This is a genomic window from Pauljensenia sp. UMB0895, from assembly GCF_030218905.1.
Lineage (GTDB): Bacteria > Actinomycetota > Actinomycetes > Actinomycetales > Actinomycetaceae > Pauljensenia > Pauljensenia turicensis_A.
Genome location: NZ_JASOQR010000005.1, coordinates 1 through 20,765 on the forward strand (window position 1 = coordinate 1; position 20,765 = coordinate 20,765).

Sequence of the window (20,765 nt, forward strand, 5' to 3'; positions counted from 1 at the left end):
CGCGGAACACGTGAAATGAGCCCACACTCATCCAGCGTCTTTAAATGCGACGCCACACTCCGCAAAGAACACTCCGCACGCTGAGCAATCTCCTCACGCGAACGCCACGTCTCATCCTCGTCGTTAGCGAACTCCGCCAACGCCAACAACACCAGTTTCTCGCCCTGCCCAAGACCCTTAATCCGATCAAACGCCCACGCAACAGCCCTGAAACTCACAGCCCATCACTCCCCACCATCACCTGACACAACGTGGGAAAGCGCTCCGCTTCAATATCCGAGCCATCCATCTTGATAAGCCCAAGCTCACGAAGATGGACCAAAGCACCTTTCACATCATCAACACTTGAACGCGACCGGCGAGCTGGACGCTCAAGCGAGCGCAACAACATCCAGCCGTCCTCGCCAGCATCATCAGCCAAAGACAACAAGACCATCTTTTCGAGCACATCAATACCGTCGGTTAAACCAAACGCCCACTCAATCGCTTCCAAACTCACAACGCGCCCCCTAACAGCAAGCGGGCTGACCAGCAGCCCGAATCAGACCACCGCCGAGCATCAATAAGACCCGAACGCTCTAAAGAAGAAATAGACGCTTCCACACGAGACAAGCTCAAACCCGTCACACCCGACACCAACGCCGGATCAACACGAACAGCACCATCGCCATCCGCCTTCCACGCCAACCGAAGCAAAACCAACTTGTCACTCAACCGACGACACTCAACCCGCCAAGCCCACTGAACAGCCTCAGCACTCACCAGACCCACCACCAGACAGAACGGCCTCACCGCTTGCAATAACGCCTGTGTCAAGACTTATCGCCAAATCAATACGCGTTGAGTACTCCATAATGCTTGCGCCCGCAGTGCACATACGACCGGCCAGCGCTTGAATCTCGCGGAGGGCTTTCTCGTCTTTGATAGCCCATACGAGGTCATACAACTTACTAATCGCGCTGGCCGTATCCTCGGTTTCCCGCACCGCATCGCGCAACGAAGCGATAAGGCTCTCGTATGACTCCCGGCTTGGTTTATTCGGCATCATCAAACCCACCGCCAGACAGAACGGCCTCATTGCGGACGGGAACGCGCGTCATTAGCTTCTCAATGTCTGCCCGCTCAAAAAAGCGTCGCCCGTTAGGTAGTTCCACATACGGAATAAGACGATCGCGCGCCCACCGCGAAACGGTTGCGGCGGAAGTGGATGGCAAAATTTGCGCCGCTTCACGAGCCGTCAACAAGTCACTTGTGTACTGTTTGTGCATCTGATGTACATTCATGCGCATATCAAATCACGCACTTTTCAAACATGCAAGCACATCTTGTGCATTACGTGCACATCTGATACTATTGAGACATGAGTCAAGGAAGAAACGAAACTCGGCTGAGTCACGATCTTGCACTGGGCATGACTGTAAATCAGCAAATGTTCGCCCAGCGCATCACTCGGAAAGAGTTGGGCGACGCCATTGGAATCTCCCATGCAACAATGAGCAGGAAACTAAATGGCTACGTTGCATGGACAGCTGAAGAGCTCAGTCTCGTTGCTAACTACCTGAATGTTGAAACGTCCGACTTGCTACCCAAGCCAGACTGTGAGGGTGGCTGGATACCGGCTCCATTCGTCCCCGGATATGCGAAAACCCCCGCTCTCGCGGGGGCAACTCAGAGCCACCTGTGGGAATCGAACCCACGACCTATTCATTACGAGTGAATCGCTCTGCCGACTGAGCTAAGGTGGCCTGTCCGCAATCCCCACAGGGGCGTTCGGACAACGGTATAACCATAATGTGCGCCACGGGTTTGCCGCAAATGACTACCCAGATTAACCGTTTGGATATTCCTCACATGCGAGGCCGCCCACAATCCGACGACCATCCCACCCGGGGGCGGAGCCGATCGGCCTCGTGAATCAGGAGGCGGTCACGAACAACTCAAACCGTTGGCCGGAACTGTCCCGTCGACCAAGTAGCCTTCGACTGCATCCACCACGCACGTACTGGCCTTCTTCGAATAGGCGGTGTGCGACCAGCCTTCAACCGAGACCAGCACACCGGACTCCAACTGAGACGCCAAGTTCTGCGCCATCACATACGGAGTCGCAGGATCATGCGTCGTCCCCACCACGACAATCGGCGCGGCACCCTTCGCACTCACAGGCTGGCGAGCCGCATGATCAGTCGGCCACGCACTCAGACCGGCCGACGCATACCCCGCATCCGCGCCGAAGACCGGGAGCGTATCAGCCAGTTTCTCAGCGGCCTGCGCCCACTCTTCCGGGGTGCCAACCGGCTCATAATCAGCGTTATTCACCGCGATCAACGCATCCATCGAATTCGACGCGAACGTACCATCATCCTGGCGCTCACTGGACAAGTCCGCGATATACAGCAACTGCGAACCGTCGCTATCCTGTACCGCCTGGCGCACCGCCTCGGTGAGGACAGAATACGAATCGGACGAATACAAGCCCGTAATAATTCCCGTCAACGCCAGATTACGCGTCAACGGACGGTCAGGATCCGAAGTCTCAAGTGGCTGATCCGCGACAGCATCAAGAAAGGCCACAAGATCAGCGACCGCGTCATTAACGCTTCCGCTGAACGGGCAATCCTTCCCCGCAACACATTCTTCAAGCCAATGGCGCGCGGACGCTTCAAAACCTTCCATCTGAAGATCCGACACCTGGTTGATATCCATCGCTGGATCAATCGCACCATCAAGAACGAAACGCCCCACCTTGTCAGCGAACATATCGGCGTAGAGTGCGCCAACGAACGTGCCGTAGGAATACCCAAGGTAGTTCAGCTTCTCTTGACCAAGAATTGCACGAGCCATGTCGAAATCCTTCGCCACGGACACCGTATCGATGTGCTTGTAGACGTTCCCGGACAGTTGCTGGCAACCATCGGCGATCCTGGCGCTCAGCTTTTCGGCGTGCGCGATGATCTCAGCGGGATCCATAGTGCGGCCGGAGACACCTTCGCCAGCAGTCCCACCATCGCCCAGCGTGCCATCCGTCGCGTAGGCATCACGCTGGGCATCCGTCATACAGATCGCGGGGGACGAGGCGCCAACGCCACGAGGATCCAGAGCAACGATGTCATAAGTCTTCACAACCGCATCGCCCAAACCGTCGTTTACTTGGCCGACCAGTGACGACACGGCAGCGCCACCCGGACCACCAAGATTGTAGAAAAGCGCCGGAGCATCCTCGACCCCACTGCGATGCACTGCGATCGACAGCGTAATTTGCTCGCCCGAGGGCTCGTCCCAGTCCAGTGGCGCGTACAGCGTTGCGCACTGATAGTTCTGCGGATCGGAAGGAGGCACCGACGAACCGTCGGAAATCTGTTGTGTCGAGCAATCGCCCCAGTTGATTGTCTGACGATAGAAATCATCGATCGATGTGCCCGAAACGGCGTTCGGTTCGGAGGGGCGGATGGAGCTCTCGGAATAGCGGAAGCTGTTAATCAGGAGCATTGCCGCGTTCACAATGAACGGCAACGCCAAGACAACGACGCCAACAATCGCAACAATCGCTATTCGACGCTTCGACTTCACAATCATAGAACAAGGATATGGGAGTCCTCGTCGGAGTGAGTGCTTGGGCTGACGTTAAGCCTGGGGACGAAGCGATACTGCCATCGCTTCGAGCACAAGAAGTGCCTGTCCGTTCGACACAAGGCGCTTGCGGGCTTCTTCAATTGCGGCAACGCGACCCATTGTCTGACGAGGCGTCGAATCGGACGCCAGTTCGTAAACCAAATCTTCAAGATCAGCATTCACCAACTGTTGACCGGTCCCCAACTGCACCATCAGCACATCGCGATAGATCGCGAGCAAATCAACGAGCGCACGATCTAACGCATCGGTCAGAGCACGCTTGGAACGGCGCTTCTGGTCGTCTTCCAGTTGTTTGAGCATCACTCTTTGCTGACGGTCAGGTCGCTCGGATTCGTCCATGCCGAGCTGGCGAAGCAAAGCTGCTTTCTCTCGCGCGTTTCGTTCAAGAGTCTGCGCATCAGCTTGCGCCTGCGCTGTCTTCAAAAGACCTTCGGCAGCGAAAACTGCTTCTCCCACGGAGCGAACGCGAACCGGTGCGGTCATAATCTGACGACGGCGCTCACGCATTTCAGGGTCTTTCGCCAGCGCCCTCGCCAACCCGATATGCGACTGGGCGGTGCGGGCAGCGCTGATCGCGCTCTGCCGGTCTGCCACGCCTTCCCTGACAAGCAGGTCAGCGACCGCTTCCACGGATGGAATACGGAGCCCAAGGTGACGGCAACGCGAACGAATCGTCGTAATCATGTCTTCTGGGCTGGGAGAACACAGGAGCCAGACGGTGCGAGCGGGCGGTTCTTCAATGGCTTTCAGTAGCGCGTTCGCGCCGGCTTCAGTCAGACGATCCGCATCTTCAACGATGATGACGCGCCAACGTCCCTGCGAGGGTGCTGACTGAGCGTGGAGAACCAGAGAACGCGCGGTATCGACAGAAATGACGCTGGCTTCTGTGGCCACAAGGTGCACGTCAGCATTCGATCCGTTCATCGTTGTTATGCAACCTGGGCAGTGTCCTGCACCCATGTCGGCTTCGGTGCATTGGAGGGCTGCCGCGAATGCCCTGGCAGCAACCGAACGACCCGAACCGGGCGGTCCGGTAATCAGCCACGCGTGGCTCATCGCGCGAGAAGCGTCATCGCCGGCCGAATCGATATCGTCATCGGAGGGGTCGGCTGAAGTGCGATCCGCCTGGGAGGGATCAACAGACGCGTGCGCATGTTCCCCATCGACGAGGCCACGCGCACCTAGCGCAGCACCTCGAAGGATCTCGACGGCGGCTTCTTGGCCGACGAGTTCATCCCAGACGTGTGCTCCACGGAGCGCCATTAGGCTTTATCTTCTTCTGCGGATGGCCACAGGGGTGCCTGTCCTGCAAGGATTCCAAGCATTGACTTCTTCTTGGATGACTTCGAAGACTGAGCGCCGGACTTTGTCTTGGCTTTCGGCGCCGAGTGCGACACCACCTTCGCGTTATCCGTAGTCAACGGTTCGGCAGATTTGTCGACCGGTCGAGAAGGTTGATCGACGGCGGTTTCATCATCCACGTGTTGAACAACGCCAGAGCCGAAGCGTTCTTCAAGGACACCACGGATTTCGGAAAAGACTTCGTCGGGCGTGCCAACGCCGTCGATCACGATAATGCGTTCAGGTTCAGCATCGGCCAAACGCAGGTATTCGTGGCGGACGCGCTCATGGAAGTCCGTGGATTCGCGTTCCATGCGGTCGGGGGCGTCCGTGCGACGACGGGCTCCCACTTCTGGAGGCAGGTCGAGCAGGAAGGTCAGGGTCGGATCTAGGCTCTGGGTTGCCCACATGGACAGGGAACGAATTTCGTCAACACCAAGCGATCGAGCGGCCCCTTGGTATGCGAGTGACGAATCGATATAGCGATCAGCCAATACGACCTCACCGGCTGCAAGAGCTGGACGGATCAGGGTAGCAACGTGATAGGCGCGATCCGCTGCATACAGTAGGGCTTCGGTCTGAGGATCGATGTCTTCGGGACCGTTTTGAACCATCTGACGGATCTGAACGCCAAGCTCGGTACCGCCGGGCTCACGGGTGACCTTGACGGTACGACCACGCTCGATAAACCAGTCACGAACGCGCTGGATCTGCGTTGATTTTCCAGCTCCGTCGCCACCTTCGAAGGTGATAAACACACCCTCAGCGCTCATCCCCATACTCCCGTCTACCGTCATGCTTTCAATCGTCGCATGACCTGCCCTGTTTTGGAACAAAGACATGTGTTCGTCGCATGCACGTCACTGCAGGCCCCGGTGTTCAGTTCCTGCCGATGCGCACCGGTCGACCACTACTTCGTTGTCTTCTTTGCAGCAGTTTTCTTTGTTGTTGTCTTACGTGTCGTGGTCTTCTTTGTGCTCGACTTCTTCGCGGTCGCACGACCTCGCTTCGGAGCCGGCCCCTTTGCACGCTTATCGGCAAGTAGCATGAAGGCACGTTCTTCGGTCAGGTCTTCGACGCTTTCTGCACGAGGCACCGTCACGTTCGTTTCTCCGTCTGTCACGTACGGACCGAAACGACCGTCCTTCACCGTGACCTTCTTACCGGACACCGGGTCTTCACCGAACTCGCGAAGCGGTGGCTTTGCAGCGCCTCGACCGCGAACTTTCGGCTGAGCGTAGATCGCAAGAGCCTCGTCCACCGTGATCGTGAGCAACTGTTCTTCCGACGCCAGCGTGCGCGAGTCGCTCCCCTTCTTCAGGTACGGACCATAGCGACCGTTCTGAGCGGTAATCACTTCCTGCGTTTCCGGATCAACACCGACCTCGCGCGGAAGCGAAAGCAGTTGGAGAGCCTGTTCAAGGGTCACCGTCGACAGGTCCATGCTCTTAAACAGCGATGCGGTTCGAGGCTTCGGTGCAGCCTTCTTGCGTCCCCTCGCAGTCGTGGCTTCTGTTTCTTCCGGTTCGGGAAGAATCTCGGTGATGTAAGGGCCAAAACGGCCGTTTTTTGCCACCAGCGTGTGACCGGTTTGCGGATCAACACCCAGCTCGCGACCATCATCTGCAGCAAGAGCGAACAGTTCGGAGATCTTTTCGGCGTTGACCTCATCGGGAGCAACGTCTTCGGGCAGGTTGGCGCGCGTGCCATCAGCCTTTTCAAGGTACGGGCCATAGCGACCCACGCGAACAACCACGTCATCACCAACAGGCTGCGAGTTCACGGCGCGAGCATCGATATCGTCGCCGAGTGATTCGACCTGATACTTCAAGCCGTCTTCATCGCCCTTGCCATTTTCACCCAGGTAAAAACCGGTGAGGAAGTCAGCACCCTTTTCTTCACCGGTAGCGATGCGGTCAAGATCCGTTTCCATAGACGCGGTGAAGTCGTAGTCAACCAATCCAGGCAGGCTCTCTTCCAGCAGACGCATGACCGAGAATGCCAACCATGTCGGCACAAGGTACTGACCGCGGTGCGTGATGTATCCGCGGTCACCGATCGTCTGGATCGTTGCCGCATACGTGGAAGGACGACCGATGCCACGCTCTTCCATAGTCTTGACCAGAGTTGCTTCGGTGTAGCGACCCGGAGGCTGAGTCTCGTGTCTTTCAGCGATTGCTTCCACGACGTTTGCACTATCGCCTTCGGAGACGTTCGGCAGAGTTGCTTCTGCTTCACTGTCCTTTTCAGCGTCGTAACGGCCCTTGTCACGGCCTTCTTCGTAGGCCTGACGGAAGCCGGGCTCGGTGATGACCGTGCCAGAGGCGGAAGAAACAACAGAGTGCGCACCATCGGATGTGGCAACGTCGGTAGCAACACGAATCGTCGCGGTAAAACCGACAGCGTCGGTCATCTGCGAGGCAACCGTACGCTTCCAGATCAAGTCATAGAGAGCCAACTGCTGACGGCTCAACTGACCTGCAACCTGTGCGGGGGTACGGAAGTGATCGCCGGCGGGACGGATAGCTTCGTGAGCTTCCTGTGCTCCCTTCGCAGCCTTGCCGTACACGCGAGGCTTCTCGGGGACAGAGGCGGCACCGTAAAGTTCTGCGGCCTGCGCTCGAGCCGCGGCAATGGCTTGGCCGGACAGTACAGTCGAGTCGGTTCGCATGTAGGTGATGTAACCGGACTCGTACAGAGACTGAGCGGTACGCATTGTCGACGAGGCATTCCAGTGCAGCTTTCGCGAGGCTTCCTGCTGCAGTGTGGACGTCGTGAACGGCGCTGCCGGACGACGACGATACGGCTTCTGCGTGACCGAATCAATAACCGACGTCGTGGATGCTTCCAACGCGGTGGCGAGATCTTGAGCGAGTGCCTCGTTCAGGTGCAGGACGTCAGCCTTTTCCGACTTGTCCTTCAGAACACCCTTCTCGCTGAAGTCGGAACCTGTTGCTACGGATCGACCATCAACGTGCGTTACCTTCGCGTTGAACGCGTCGCCTGCTTCGATGCGGGTCTGGATTGACCAGTATTCAGCAGGAATGTGGGCAATACGGTCACGTTCACGATCCACGACCAGACGGGTTGCCACTGACTGCACGCGACCAGCCGACAGGGAAGGACGGATCTTGCGCCAGAGCAGAGGCGAGACCTCGTAGCCGTACAGGCGGTCAAGGATTCGACGGGTTTCCTGCGCATCGACGAGCGCCGTATCGAGCTCACGAGTGTTCTCAAGCGCGCGAGTAATCGCTTCCTTTGTGATTTCGTGGAAGACCATACGCTTAACCGGCACCTTCGGTTTCAACACCTGCAGAAGGTGCCATGCGATTGCTTCACCTTCGCGGTCCTCATCAGTTGCCAGGAAGAGTTCGTCGGCTTCTTTCAGCGCACGCCTGAGTTCGGTGACCTTTTTCTTCTTGTCCGGGTTGACCGCATAGTAAGGGGTAAAACCGTGCTCGACATCGACGGCGAAGCGGCCGTAGGGGCCCTTCTTCATGTCGGTCGGAAGCTCCTTCGGCTGAGGCAAGTCACGAATGTGCCCAATTGATGCGGTCACATGGTAGTCGGGACCTAGGTATCCCTCGATGGTCGCAGCCTTCGCGGGAGACTCCACGATGACCAGCTTTGACGCTCCCATGACTCACCCTTTCGGTGCCTAATTTGAATTCAACGAAAATCGTCGCGCTTGCCTGACCTTACAACGGACCCGGCAAATTTCGCGCACTGTCCACTCGGTGTCAACGAAAGTCCACTAGACGGTCGACTGCTTGCTACACGTCGCAACTTCAAGCATTCCTGCCCGAATCAGGGCTCGAAGCGGAGTGTCGACTTCCGCGCGAACGTCTGAGATTTCACGGTCAGTGAGCATCGCCACGGCCGCACTGATCTGCCCGACCTCTAGTTCGCCGTCGCACGCCCCAACAATCGCTGACACGGCGGTACCGACCATGATGGATCGTCCAAGTCCACTGCCCTGATGCATGATCATGACGTTCGGATCAGGGGTACCTGGAACAAAGTGGCGTTCTTCAGTCACGTCATCGGCACGAACCAGAGTCAGCGCACCAAGATCGTCCGGAAGGCGCAACGCATCCAACGTGCGCTCGACATCTGCTCCTAACGGCCTGCGCCCAGTGAGTTCAAGATCGAAGTGCTGGATTCCGCGAGCGCCACCCGCTTCGTCCGCGTCCAGTCGTCGCATGGCAACAAACCCCATGCCGACTGCGCCGACGTTCGCGCTGTCAAAGTCGGCGAGCCATTTCGCGTATGCGATTTCTCGCTTCGAATCTACGAGGCCGAAAGGATCCTCGACACCGACCATCGCTCCGGATTCGCCAATGTCCAGTTCAGCATCCGCTTCAGAATCCGCGTCGTGGGGATCAGCATCTTGAAGCCACATTTCCACGTACTGCGCGGGGTCCAAGACATCGCGCTGGACAATCCACGCGTCCACGGGCCGGTCGGAGAACCACGGCTTCAGACGATCTGACCACCCAGAATCGGGATCCACATCCGCGGGGATCTCCCAGTTCCCAATCATCTGCATATACCCGCCGGGCACCAGATAATCTGGGCCCATCTGGATTACGGTGCGAACTAGTTCGTCACGACTCATCCCGCCATCGCGATATTCCAGCAGATCGTCGCCATCTCCGCGCAGAACATCAGGAGTAATAACGAAGGGAGGGTTCGTCACGATCAGATCAAAGGTCTGTCCAGCAACGGGTTCAAAAAGCGAACCCGCACGCACATCAATCTGCATGTCATTCAACGCCGCATTAAAGCGTGTGAACTGGCACGCGCGCTCTGACAGGTCAGTCGCCACAACACGTTCACAATGAGTTGCCAAGTGCATCGCCTGGATTCCGCAACCACACCCCATATCGAGGGCAGACGTAAAGGGCTTTCGGATCGTCATCTCAAGCAGACTGGTGGATGCTCCACCCACACCCAACACGTGGTCAGGGCGAAGAGCTCCGCCTGTCACCATTGACGTTAGATCTGAGGCAATCCACCAATTCAGCTGTCGAGTCGAATCAGAATCTGACCCACCGCCGACCATAACGTCGGGAATCACAGCGCTGTAGGGGCGCAGGTCAACCGTCGCGCGGTAGCGCGACGGAGAGCTCGAGTCGGCCACGGGTTGCACAAGACCCAGCGACACGGCACCGGCGACGCCACACGTGGGAAGTGCCTGATCCAGCTGCTGTCCCGCCACCGTATCGCCCAACATGAAGAGCCTGGTCAAAACAGAGATCGGAGCGGTCTGAGCACGCAGTTCAACCAACGCAGGCACACGCTGTTCACGCCCCAAGGCCGTAAGAGCACGTTGCGACACAACCTGCTTCAGAGCATCGACGTACCAGCCGGCATCATCAAAGTCAGAGCGCAGACACGCGATCAGTGCCGGATCAACGATCGGCGTATTGGCAACAGCCACTTCGGATTCGTTCATGACACCAACACTAGTTGCCACCATGGACAAATCGAATTGCACAAACCGCGCCCTGTGAACACGCAAACTTGTATCCACAAGCGCGGCCTCGTCACTGAATCACCAACAACCAGCGGAAAGCGATCGTACTCACCCAACCACGCACCAACTCCCTGCGCACCCACTCCCACCCGTCCTCGCTACACGCAGGCACCCCAACGCTGGCATGATGAGACGTACACACCGTCTACTTCAAGGACAAACATGGCCGGCGGACTCATCGCACTTCTCGACGACATTGCCACGCTCGCGAAAGCAACAGCATCATCCCTCGATGACATTGCTGTCGGCGCCGCAAAAGCATCGTCGAAAGCCGTTGGCGTCGTCATCGACGACACCGCCATCACCCCGCAGTATGTGGCTGGCCTTGACCCGAGTCGTGAAATCCCGATCATCAAGAAGATCGCGCGCGCATCCCTTATTAACAAGCTCGCCATCATCCTGCCGGTCGCATTGATCCTCACCTGGCTAGCCCCCTGGCTTCTGCCTGTCATCCTCATTATCGGTGGCTCGTATCTCTGCTTCGAAGGCGGAGAAAAAGCTCTCGCCAAGCTCCACCTCTATCCCGAACACGTTGACCACAAGGACTCAGCGACCTCCGTTACTCCTGAAGAAATTGAGATGGGCATCGTTTCTTCCGCCACTCGCACTGACCTGATTCTTTCCGCGGAAATTATGCTTATTTCGCTGGCCGGCGTCACCACCACCTCCAACCTCATCAAAGTTGGCATCATGGTCGGTGTCGCCTTCTTCATGACCTTCTTCGTCTACGGAATCGTCGCCGTCCTGGTCAAAATGGATGACCTTGGTCTACGCCTCGCAGAAAAGAAGGGTGGCATTGCCAGCTTTGGACGAGGCCTCGTTTCCGTCATGCCGAAGGTCTTCACCGTCATCGGAATCGTCGGCACGATCGCTATGCTCTGGGTCGGCGGACACATCGTCATCTCCTCCCTCAATACCCTCGGCTTCACCGTGCTCCATCACATCGTCGAGCACGGCGTCTCCTACGTCGAACACCTCGGTGGCGCCGCCGCATGGACCGCCGAAACCGTCCAATCCGGCATCTTCGGCATGATCTGGGGCATCGTCCTGGCCTACATTTGGCTCGGGTTTTCCAGCGTCATCAAGCGGGTGCGCCACACCAAGTAAGGGCATCGACGAGGCCCTAACGCAACACCTCCATCAGCAGAGGCGAGCTCGCGCACCAATTGCGCCAAGACCTACGACAGGCGGGCGCGGCCTCGTGAAACCACACCCGTTGCACCCAACGCGCGTTTTATTCCCAGCCGGCAATGGCTGAAACCTCACGTCCATGTTCCACCGTTCCCGTAGCAAAAGGGGACTAAAGCCCTGTACCCTCGAAAGTGTGAACGGCAGTCGCGGCACTGCCATAAATACCTAACGAAGGAGACGCAATGACCGTCTACACGCTCCCCGAGCTCCCCTACGACTACGCAGCACTCGAGCCGCACATCTCCGGCACAATCATGGAACTGCACCATGACAAGCACCACGCAAACTACGTCGGTGGCGCAAACACCGCCCTTGAGAAGCTCGAAGCAGCACGCGAATCCGGCGACTTCGCCGCCATCAACCTGTACGAGAAGAACCTTGCGTTCAACCTCGGTGGCCACACCAACCACACCATCTTCTGGCAGAACATGACCCCCGACGGCCAGGGTCGCCCCGAAGGCGAACTCGCCGCAGCAATCGACGAATACTTCGGCTCCTTCGAGAAGTTCCAGGGCCAGTTCGCAGCAGCGGCTCTCGGCCTGCAGGGCTCCGGCTGGGGCATCCTCGCATGGGATGCACTCGCTGGCCGCCTGGTCACCTTCCAGCTGACCGACCAGCAGGGTAACATCCCGGTCGCCACCGTCCCGCTACTCATGCTGGATATGTGGGAGCACGCCTTCTACCTCGACTACCAGAACGTCAAGGCAGACTACGTCAAGGCATGGTGGAACATCGTCAACTGGGACGACGTCGCAGCACGCTTCGAGCGCGCCCGCACCCAGTACACCGGCCTGGTTGTCGCCTGACGCCTGCCTAGTCTCTGACTAACAAAGCAGAGCCCCGGACCTCGTAGAGGTCCGGGGCTTCGTGCTTCAATCAGAGGGTGCTCAGAGCAACGCCAGCATCGTCGGCGAGACAAGCTTCAGGACATTGTTGCGTCCCTCTTCAGCCGTCGGAGCATCCAGCGCATACGCAGCCATCTGCTGGCAGGTCGCCAGGTCGTGCAGGCGAAGAGCGGCGCGAACAGCGTTCACCTTGGTCGGTGCCATCGACAGGGAGCCAACACCCAAACCTGTCAAAACCAGCGCTAACAGCGGGTCGCCACCGGCTTCACCGCAGACACCGATCGACTTGCCTGTCGAACGACCACCTTCACAGGCGAACTTGATCATCTGCAGGACAGCCGGCTGCCACGCGTTGAGCAGCGGAGCAAGCTCGCCGTCCATGCGGTCAGCGGCCATCGTGTACTGCGTCAGGTCATTCGTGCCGATCGAGGCAAAGTCAACGATGGACAGCATCTGGTCTGCGCGGATAGCGGCCGCGGGAACTTCGATCATGATGCCGACCTTCGGCAGGCCCACGCCACGCGCCTTGTCGGCGAACCACTGGGCTTCCTCAAGTGTGGACACCATCGGTGCCATGACCCAAAGGTCAGCCTTCGTGGCCTCGTAGGCGGCAGCCAAAGCAGTCAGCTGCGTATCAATCAGGTCCTCGCGAGCCTGGCAGAGGCGCAAACCGCGACGGCCAAGCGCCGGGTTTTCTTCCTTGCCAAGATCCGCAAACGACAGTGGCTTGTCGGCGCCGGCGTCAAGCGTGCGCACGACAACACGACGGTCACCGAACGCCTGGAGAACCTTGGTGTAGGTTTCCGTCTGTTCTTCTAACGAAGGCGCATCCGCGCGATCGAGGAACAGGAATTCGGTACGGAACAAGCCGGAGCCTTCAAGGTCGAACTTAGCTGCGCGTTCAGCGTCATCGACCGTGCCGATGTTGGCGAGAAGCTTGACCTTGTAGCCGTCGTAGGTCGCACCTTCACCGGACGAGCCGGCAAGCGCGGTAGCGCGATGACGCGAGCGCGCTTCAAGAAGCTCAACTTCTTCGTCGGTCGGATTAATGATGACTTCACCGACGCCACCGTCAAGGGCGAGCATGCACCCTTCGGTGATATCGAGGATGCCGGTAACCTTCACGATTGCCGGAATACCAAGCTGAGCGGCCAGAATCGCGGTGTGCGACGTGGGGCCACCGATTTCGGTGATGATGCCCTTGACCTTCTCAGGGTTCAGGGTTGCAGTTTCAGCGGGTGCCAGATCGCGAGCAACCAGGATGACAGGCTCATCGAATGAGGGAACGCCGGGAGCCGGAAGTCCGCGCAGTGCACACATTGCACGGTCGCGCACATCGTACAGGTCGGTGGCGCGTTCCGCCATGTACCCGCCCAGTCCGCGGAGCATTTCGGCGTATTCTTCGACAGCTGCTTCGACTGCGGCAGTCACACCGAAGCCCTTCTTCAGCTTCTTGTCGATCCCCTTTGCCAGACCGCGGTCTGACGCGAGTTTGGCGGTGGCTTTCAGGATCGGCTTCGACTCTTCGGGAGCCGTTTCCATACGTTCTTTGAGGCTGTTGCTGACTGTTGCGAGAGCCTCGCGCACACGGGCACCGTCCACCTCGGGATCAGTGCAAGCAGGTTCGTTCGTATCAACGCCGGGTGCTGGGCGCACGATCGCTACCGGAGCAGCGGCTGTTCCGGCTGAGACGCCGATTCCGTGAAGGACTGAGTGTCCGGTGCTCATGCTCACTCCTGGTCGAGATCGCGCGAAAGCAGTTTGGCCAGCGAGTCGAGAACAGCGCCAGCGTTGTCATCTTCGGTGGACAGGGTGACTTCGTCGCCGTGCTTGACACCGAGGGTCATGATTTCGAGGAGCGATGCTGCGTCTGCTTCTTCACCGTCGAACGAGATAACGATGTCGACACCGGATTCATCAACGGCATCGGCAAGGACGGCAGCGGGGCGCGCGTGCAGACCAACGGAGGAGGCGATGACAACAGAACGAGAGATCATGAGGTTTTCCTTCCAACCCGGGTATGTCCATCGTTGGACATATTGACCCTTGCCTTTATCGTAAAAGGAATTATCGTGCCTGTCAGCACACTTTCATGGTGCAATTGCGCGACCATTGTCACGTCAGCGCCTTCCGCCTTCTTCCCCATTCACGAGGCCGGCCACACTTTCCTCACCCACAGCCAAGCCGAGGGCCGACTACACACCGCACCAAGACGCCCAGACTCGTCCCCTTTTTTGCCTGCTTAACACGGACTTGACCAAGTATTCTGCGCGTCAGGCACACGTTCAACAGGCGACGAGATGAGTAGTCAGTAAATAGGCTCACACTTCGACAGAAGTCCATATGGTCTGCACACATCAACATCTAAAATGAACCGAACGACCGCCAGCAAAACAAGGACCTAACCCGTGAAGTCACACTCCGAGCCCACCCTGGCCGACGTAGCCAAAGAAGCCGGCGTCTCATTGACCACCGTGTCGCGAGTCCTCAACAACCGCGGATACCTGTCCCAGACAACAAAGGACCGCGTCGGCGACGCGATCGCGAAACTCGGATACCGTCCCAACCAGCTCGCACGCGCACTCCACGGCAAAAAGTCCGACACCATCGGATTGATCGTCCCGACTGTCGCACTCCCCTTCTTCGGCGAACTCGCCGTCGAGATTGAAAACGCCCTTGCCGAACAGGGCTACCGCATCCTTATCTGCAACTCGATGGGACACGCGGACCGTGAACGCGACTACTTGAACCTACTGGTTGGAAATCGAGTCGACGGTATTATTTCTGGCGCACACAACGAAGCGCTCGAGGAATACCAAACGATACGCATGCCACTGGTCACCATCGACCGCGAGCTCTCACCCCGGATCCCTAACGTTCGTTGCAACAACGAAACCGCCGGATACGACGCCACCAGGCGCTTGTTGGACGCAGGCTGCCACCGACCGGCCCTGCTGACCTCGCGCTCGCACCCGAAGAACCTGCGCGAGCACGGATATCGTCGAGCCCTTGGCGAAGACGGCGTTGAACCGGTCATTCTGGAAGTTCCCTTCCACACGGATTCTGCGATCCGCCAACTGGCCGTCAATGAATGCCTCAACTCTGTCGCCGAAGAAATCGATGGCGTTTTCGCCACCGATGACCTGGCCGCGGCCGAGGTCCTCGAATGGGCACGCCTGCACAACCTGACCGTTCCAGGCGACCTGCGAATCATCGGCTTCGATGGAACCCAGGCTATTCACCGCGCTCTTCCCGGACTGACCACGCTACGCCAGCCCCTCGATCTGATTGCCCGCAAGGCCGTCGAGATCCTGCTTGCGCAGATCAACGGTGAAACTAGCAGCGAGGCCCACGGCTCTGCCGACACATCCGATGATTCTCACGACCGAGCGACTGGCGGAAGCTACGAGTTCCCAGTGACTTTGATTGAAGGCTGGACCGCGTAAGCACACATCTCATTTCAATCGAATCAGGGGCACTGACAACCGTCAGTGCCCCTTCATTATTCGCACTCAGATCACACACACGACGGGGAGAAGGCCGTAACCTTCTCCCCGTCACGTGTCAGGAATAAAACCCGATTAGGCAGTTACTTCCTTCGGCTGTGCCTCAAGGAAGGTATCGTTCGTGGAAACGGTGCCCGTGACGGAAAGCTCGACGGAGTCAAACTTCTTCTTATTGGTGACGACAACCGGGGTGATGGTGTCGTAACCGGCTGCGCGGATACCGTCCCAGTCAACCTCGGCGAGGACATCGCCACGACGGACCATGTCGCCCTTGGCGACGCGGGGGGTGAAGCACTTGCCTTCAAGCTTGACCGTGTCCATACCAATGTGGATCAGGACCTGCATGCCGGATGCGGACTTCAGGCCGTAGGCGTGACCGGTCTCGAATGCGACCGTGACCTTGCCGTCAAACGGTGCGACGACTACGCCACCGGCGGGAATAATTGCTGCGCCCGGGCCGAGCATGCCCTTGGCGAAGGACTCGTCCTTGACTTGCTCGAGCGGGATGATTTCACCGGCGAGAGGTGCGGTGATGGTGTAGTCGGTGTCTGCGCCTTCGGCGTATTCAACGATCTTGGCTTCTGCGACGCCAGTAGCTGCAGGTGCAGCTGCGGCGGCAGAATCGGCGGATGCTGCGACTGCGCCACCTTCGGCCAAGTCCACCTTGCCTCGCGTTGAGGCATAGGCGAAGGTGGCACCGAAGGATAGGGCAAAGACGAGGATTTCAAGGAGCAGGTACATCGGGATGTCGTTCGGGATGATCGACACGAAGCCGACGAAGCCTGCTGCACCGAGTGCCTGGCCACGAACGTCGAAGAGTGCGACGCCGGCGGAGCCGATTGCTGCAGCAACCATGCCGACGTAGAAGGGCCAGCGCAGGCGCAGGTTGACACCGAAGATTGCGGGTTCGGTAATACCGAAGACTGCGGACGCGCCGCCGGCGCCGGCGAGGCCCTTCAGCTTGGCATCGCGGGCCTTCAGGAAGACAGCGAGGGCTGCAGCACCCTGAGCGATGTTTGCCATGGAGGCGATCGGGAAGATGAAGTCACCGATGCCACCATTAACGGGGAGTAGCGGGATTTCAACTGCCGGGAAGGACTGGTGCAGGCCGGTGACGACGATCGGCGAGTAGAAGAAGCCGAAGATCAGGCCACCGATTGGGCCGAGCGTGGAGTAACCCCAGTTGATGCCGTTGGTGATGCCTTCTGCGAGAACGCGGGTGATCGGGCCGATTGCGATGAATGCAAGAAAGCCGGTGAGAAGCATGGTAACCAGCGGGGTGACGAGGAAGTCAACGGTGCCGGACAGGCGCTTGTGCAGCCACTTTTCGATGACGCACATGACGAAGGTGACGGCGAGGGTCGGGATGACCTGCGCCTGGTAGCCGATCTTGGCAACTTCCATGCCGAAGAGGTGCCAGTATTCAACCTCTGCGTCGCCGGCAAGTGCCGCACCGGTATTCCATGCATTGAGCAGGTCGGAGGAGATCATTGCCGCGCCGATTGCCGCACCGAGGTAGACGTTGCCACCGAAGCGCTTTGCAGCGGAGAAGCCAACCAGGACAGGCAGCGAAGCGAATGCTGCCGACGAGATCATGTTGATCAGGGAGGCGTAGTCAGCGATGGCCGGGAACATTCCAACGACGGACTGTTCGCCGAAAAGGCCTTCAGCGGTCAGAACGTTGTTGATAGCCATCATCAGACCGCCGGCGATCAGGGCGGGGAGGACTGGAACGAAGATGTCAGCGATCATCTTGATGAAGCGCGAGAAGAGGTTGCCGGACTTTGCGGCTTCTTCCTTAGCTTCATCCTTGGAGACCTCGCGGACGGAGTGGTTTTCGACCATCTTGCGGTAGACGTTGTCGACATCGCCGGGACCGACGATGATCTGGAACATGCCACCTGCTGCGAAGGTGCCCTTGAGGTCTCCATTCGCGTCGAGGGCAGCCTGGTCAATCTTAGACTCGTCGACAATAACGAGTCGCAGGCGGGTTGCGCAGTGTGCGGCTGCGCTGATGTTATCGGCACCTCCGACCGCTTCTACAACTTCGGACGCCACCTTGGCGTAATCCATTGCCATCCACGTTCCTTTCTCGGTGGGCCAGGCGCGTGTACAACGTCGTCGTTCACTACCGGGCTATATAGCAATCGTTTGACATACTATGTGCGCCATACGCCTCAGCGCAAGGGCTTTTGTCTCATTGTTATGTGGACTTTTCGCCGAACTGACGCGCAAAAATGTGCGCTTACCACCTCAGCAGTGATGACCTGCGGACACATTCCAGCCGAAGCCCACCCAGATTGTCGATTCGCGAGGCCGCGCACACATCTCACATGCACCCTTTACTTGGCGCGGACACCTTTCAGTCCAGACGAGCCCTGCATATGTTTGTCAGAGTTACAGAACCCGATTCGCATCGCGCTTCGAGCCCAGCTGCTTCACCGTTCAAGAAGGAGCGGAAGGTGAAGGCTTTGCGACCATCTCCGAGGAAGATTTCAGTGAGAGACCGGTCGTGGATGATCTCAATATGCTCCGACTCTTCATCCGCGAGGGTCACGGTTCGTATATCTCCATGTGGGTAACGCGAGTCGGAGCGATCAACGGTCAGGGATGACGGACTCAGTGTCACATTCACTCCCGCCCCCTTTGAGCCGATGACGAAAGTAATGGAGGTGGCCTCGTCGGATGAAGTAGCGGAAGGTGCGTTGAACTCGACGTCAGCTGAGAACCTCCACGAACGCGAACCCGCGAGAGTCTCCACTTCGGAGTCGAATGACAGCGGCAAGCCGGGCAGGTAGGGACGCTGAACAAGCACGCCGTCAACCAACACCAGCTGTCGCGGAGAGGTCAAGCAGTGCACCCACCCTCCGGTTTCGATCGAGGGCTGGTCATCTTCGCTGGCGTTGCCGGCCCAGCCGACAAGAAGCGCGGGCTTCTCGTCACTCCATGCACCCCACGCAGTGTCAGTACGCGCGTAGACCTGGGGAGCGTAGAACTCGAAACCGCGGTCAAGCTCGGTAAATGATCCGTCACACTCGGTAAATTCTGTGCCGACCAGTTTTCCGACGATGTAAATGCAGGGGAAGATGTTTTCGTAGCCTTCGACGTCGGGGGCGATGCCCTGGGGACAGAAGATGAGGACGTCGCGGACTTCACCACTGACCTCATCGCTCAGGCGAACGAGGTTCGGGCATTCCCACATGTAGCCGAAGGCGTCGAATGTGCCGTTCGCATCGGGGAAGGTCATTTCTCCTTCACATTCCCAGGTACGCAGGTTGCTCGAACGGTAGAGAAGGGCGGCGCCGGTTTCGTTTTCACGTTGCACGCCGAGGAGCATGCGGTAGCTACCCGGCACTTCGGGATCGGCCCAGACCTGCGGGTCGCGGAAGTGAGCGGTATAGCCGTTGGGCTGATGGCCGATAATCGGCGGAACAAGCTTGGTGAACGATTTCATGTCGGGCGTGGTGACGACGCACTGGGTCGCTTCGCGCTCACCGGTCTGAGGATCCTTGTAGTTGCCCGTGTACCAGAGTTCCACGCCCTCTTCGGTCGCGATCGCAGTACCGGAGTAGGCGCCGTTTGCGTCCTGGTGACTGTCGGGCAGGATCGCAGGTTTCAGGTATTCCCAGTTCACGAGGTTCTTCGACGTCGCATGACCCCAGTAAACAAGCTTCTTCGGATGCTCCGGGGTGTACTGGAAGAAGGCGTGGTAAGTGTCGCCAACTTTGATCAGGCCGTTCGGATCATTGAGGCGCCCAACTGGCGGAGCGACATGAAATTGGGGGTAGTCCGCGTCTTCGCAGGCGTGAGAGCGACGTTCAGCATTGAGTGCAAAAGCCAGGAAATCCTCAGTCATTCTTCGAGACTAGCAAGTATGTCATTCGTTTGACAGAGGCTTTCGGTCATAACTTTACACACACCTCGAATCAGTCGGCCCGAATCGGGAAGCACGCCGCTTATTCAATTCCAGCAATTCGCGAGGCAGCACCGCAGGCGCGACCCCACGATCAAGATCACGCGACACCGTCTCAACCAAAGCGTGAACAAGCGCGGACAAAGCCCGCAATTCCGTCATATTCGTCGCCGAATCGAACGAGCGAACCTCAATCGTTCCACAGCCCGGCGATGGGCGAACATCCCAGCGAACCTCGTTGAAATTCACGATCCCGCCCGCGCGCTTCAAACGCTCCTCAAGATCTTCGACCTGCTCCCACGAATCCAACAGGTGTGGCAAGCCAGCGGTCGGCAGGCGTGGAGAGTCGGAATGTCGCCCGCGAAAAACCGCCTGCGGATGCGAAAAAGCTGGAACACAGGCAGACTGGAAGTATGGAATTTATACTTCGACTCATTGCAACCATGGCTGGTATCTGGGCAGCGACCCTGATTGTGCCGTCGATCAATTTCACCGACGGAACGTCACTAGCCTCCACTCTGATCGCCCTTGCGGTGATCGCATTGGTGTTCACTCTGGTGAACTCCCTGATCAAACCTCTGGTGAAGGTTTTGACCTTCCCCCTGTACATCCTGACCTTCGGTTTGTTCGCCATCGTTACCGACGCCCTGCTGTTCATGCTGACCGGCGCACTTTCAACATCCGTTGGCATTCCCTTTGAAACGGGTGGCTTCTGGGCAAGCTTCTTTGGTGCTGTCATCACCGCAATCGTCTCGTCCCTTGTTGCCGGCTTGATTGGCGCAAAGAAGGACAAGTAGTCC

At 58.2% G+C, this 20,765-nt stretch carries 20 protein-coding genes and 1 tRNA gene; 5 read left to right on the forward strand and 16 right to left on the reverse strand.

What is annotated here, in order from left to right:
* The 5 genes from QP503_RS03910 to QP503_RS03930 all read right to left on the reverse strand — a co-directional run.
* A partial coding sequence (locus QP503_RS03910) for a helix-turn-helix domain-containing protein (protein ID WP_285101268.1) occupies positions 1–218 on the reverse strand: 218 nt, incomplete at its 3' end.
* Complete coding sequence (locus QP503_RS03915) at positions 215–499, reverse strand: hypothetical protein (protein ID WP_006680495.1); 285 nt, start codon at positions 497–499, stop codon at positions 215–217. The genes QP503_RS03910 and QP503_RS03915, both read right to left, overlap by 4 nt.
* Positions 496–714 (reverse strand): hypothetical protein, encoded by a 219-nt coding sequence (locus tag QP503_RS03920; protein WP_285101270.1) that lies wholly within the window; start codon positions 712–714, stop codon positions 496–498. The genes QP503_RS03915 and QP503_RS03920 overlap by 4 nt, the downstream gene beginning before the upstream one ends.
* A gap of 37 nt (positions 715–751) precedes the next feature.
* The gene (locus QP503_RS03925) at positions 752–1,048 is read right to left on the reverse strand and encodes a hypothetical protein (protein ID WP_006680496.1); all 297 of its coding nucleotides are present in this window, start codon (positions 1,046–1,048) and stop codon (positions 752–754) included.
* Positions 1,035–1,289 carry a helix-turn-helix domain-containing protein gene (locus QP503_RS03930; RefSeq protein ID WP_350338038.1) on the reverse strand — a complete coding sequence of 85 codons (255 nt, stop codon included), beginning with the start codon at positions 1,287–1,289 and terminating at the stop codon, positions 1,035–1,037. Before QP503_RS03930 ends, QP503_RS03925 begins: the two co-directional genes overlap by 14 nt.
* A 140-nt stretch (positions 1,290–1,429) precedes the next feature.
* Between QP503_RS03930 and QP503_RS08855 the strand changes: the two genes are divergently transcribed.
* Positions 1,430–1,717 carry a helix-turn-helix domain-containing protein gene (locus QP503_RS08855; protein WP_350338039.1) on the forward strand — a complete coding sequence of 96 codons (288 nt, stop codon included), beginning with the start codon at positions 1,430–1,432 and terminating at the stop codon, positions 1,715–1,717.
* Here the strand turns inward: QP503_RS08855 and QP503_RS03935 are convergent.
* From QP503_RS03935 to QP503_RS03960, 6 genes are all read right to left on the reverse strand, one after another.
* Positions 1,673–1,745, reverse strand: a tRNA-Thr gene (locus QP503_RS03935). The genes QP503_RS08855 and QP503_RS03935 overlap by 45 nt on opposite strands.
* Before the next feature lie 181 nt (positions 1,746–1,926).
* Entirely contained in the window at positions 1,927–3,573 is a 1,647-nt protein-coding gene (locus tag QP503_RS03940) for an alpha/beta hydrolase (protein ID WP_285084495.1), read from the reverse strand.
* 48 nt (positions 3,574–3,621) lie between these two features.
* On the reverse strand, positions 3,622–4,893 hold the full coding sequence (locus QP503_RS03945) for a DNA polymerase III subunit delta' (protein ID WP_103632933.1): 1,272 nt from the start codon (positions 4,891–4,893) through the stop codon (positions 3,622–3,624).
* A complete protein-coding gene (gene tmk / locus QP503_RS03950) occupies positions 4,893–5,744 on the reverse strand; it encodes a dTMP kinase (protein WP_219585889.1) in 852 nt (283 codons plus the stop codon). The genes QP503_RS03945 and tmk overlap by 1 nt, the downstream gene beginning before the upstream one ends.
* 137 nt (positions 5,745–5,881) lie before the next feature.
* The gene (gene topA, locus QP503_RS03955; RefSeq protein ID WP_285084494.1) at positions 5,882–8,611 is read right to left on the reverse strand and encodes a type I DNA topoisomerase; all 2,730 of its coding nucleotides are present in this window, start codon (positions 8,609–8,611) and stop codon (positions 5,882–5,884) included.
* Between the two features lie 114 nt (positions 8,612–8,725).
* A complete protein-coding gene (locus QP503_RS03960; protein ID WP_285067606.1) occupies positions 8,726–10,429 on the reverse strand; it encodes a DUF7059 domain-containing protein in 1,704 nt (567 codons plus the stop codon).
* A gap of 243 nt (positions 10,430–10,672) precedes the next feature.
* Between QP503_RS03960 and QP503_RS03965 the strand changes: the two genes are divergently transcribed.
* Together QP503_RS03965 and QP503_RS03970 are read left to right on the forward strand one after the other, a co-directional pair.
* Positions 10,673–11,617: a DUF808 domain-containing protein gene (locus QP503_RS03965; protein WP_006680504.1), complete on the forward strand. Its 945-nt coding sequence runs from the start codon at positions 10,673–10,675 to the stop codon at positions 11,615–11,617.
* Positions 11,618–11,883: 266 nt separating this feature from the next.
* Positions 11,884–12,507 carry a superoxide dismutase gene (locus QP503_RS03970; protein WP_006680505.1) on the forward strand — a complete coding sequence of 208 codons (624 nt, stop codon included), beginning with the start codon at positions 11,884–11,886 and terminating at the stop codon, positions 12,505–12,507.
* Positions 12,508–12,588: 81 nt separating this feature from the next.
* Here QP503_RS03970 and ptsP read toward each other — a convergent pair whose 3' ends face one another.
* Positions 12,589–14,274 (reverse strand): phosphoenolpyruvate--protein phosphotransferase, encoded by a 1,686-nt coding sequence (gene ptsP / locus QP503_RS03975; protein WP_285067613.1) that lies wholly within the window; start codon positions 14,272–14,274, stop codon positions 12,589–12,591.
* A gap of 2 nt (positions 14,275–14,276) precedes the next feature.
* Positions 14,277–14,543: an HPr family phosphocarrier protein gene (locus QP503_RS03980; protein ID WP_285067614.1), complete on the reverse strand. Its 267-nt coding sequence runs from the start codon at positions 14,541–14,543 to the stop codon at positions 14,277–14,279.
* A gap of 411 nt (positions 14,544–14,954) precedes the next feature.
* Between QP503_RS03980 and QP503_RS03985 the strand changes: the two genes are divergently transcribed.
* Positions 14,955–15,992 carry a LacI family DNA-binding transcriptional regulator gene (locus QP503_RS03985; RefSeq protein ID WP_285067616.1) on the forward strand — a complete coding sequence of 346 codons (1,038 nt, stop codon included), beginning with the start codon at positions 14,955–14,957 and terminating at the stop codon, positions 15,990–15,992.
* Between the two features lie 135 nt (positions 15,993–16,127).
* Here the strand turns inward: QP503_RS03985 and QP503_RS03990 are convergent, their stop codons facing one another.
* From QP503_RS03990 to QP503_RS04000, 3 genes are all read right to left on the reverse strand, one after another.
* Positions 16,128–18,131 carry a sucrose-specific PTS transporter subunit IIBC gene (locus tag QP503_RS03990; RefSeq protein ID WP_285067618.1) on the reverse strand — a complete coding sequence of 668 codons (2,004 nt, stop codon included), beginning with the start codon at positions 18,129–18,131 and terminating at the stop codon, positions 16,128–16,130.
* A gap of 283 nt (positions 18,132–18,414) precedes the next feature.
* Complete coding sequence (locus tag QP503_RS03995; RefSeq protein WP_285084492.1) at positions 18,415–19,908, reverse strand: glycoside hydrolase family 32 protein; 1,494 nt, start codon at positions 19,906–19,908, stop codon at positions 18,415–18,417.
* Between the two features lie 54 nt (positions 19,909–19,962).
* Positions 19,963–20,385: a glutamate-cysteine ligase family protein gene (locus QP503_RS04000; RefSeq protein WP_336619914.1), complete on the reverse strand. Its 423-nt coding sequence runs from the start codon at positions 20,383–20,385 to the stop codon at positions 19,963–19,965.
* On the opposite strand from QP503_RS04000, the gene QP503_RS04005 reads away from it, so the two are divergent.
* Positions 20,379–20,762 carry a phage holin family protein gene (locus QP503_RS04005; protein ID WP_006680511.1) on the forward strand — a complete coding sequence of 128 codons (384 nt, stop codon included), beginning with the start codon at positions 20,379–20,381 and terminating at the stop codon, positions 20,760–20,762. The two genes, QP503_RS04000 and QP503_RS04005, sit on opposite strands and share 7 nt — an antisense overlap.
* Positions 20,763–20,765: the final 3 nt, after the last annotated feature.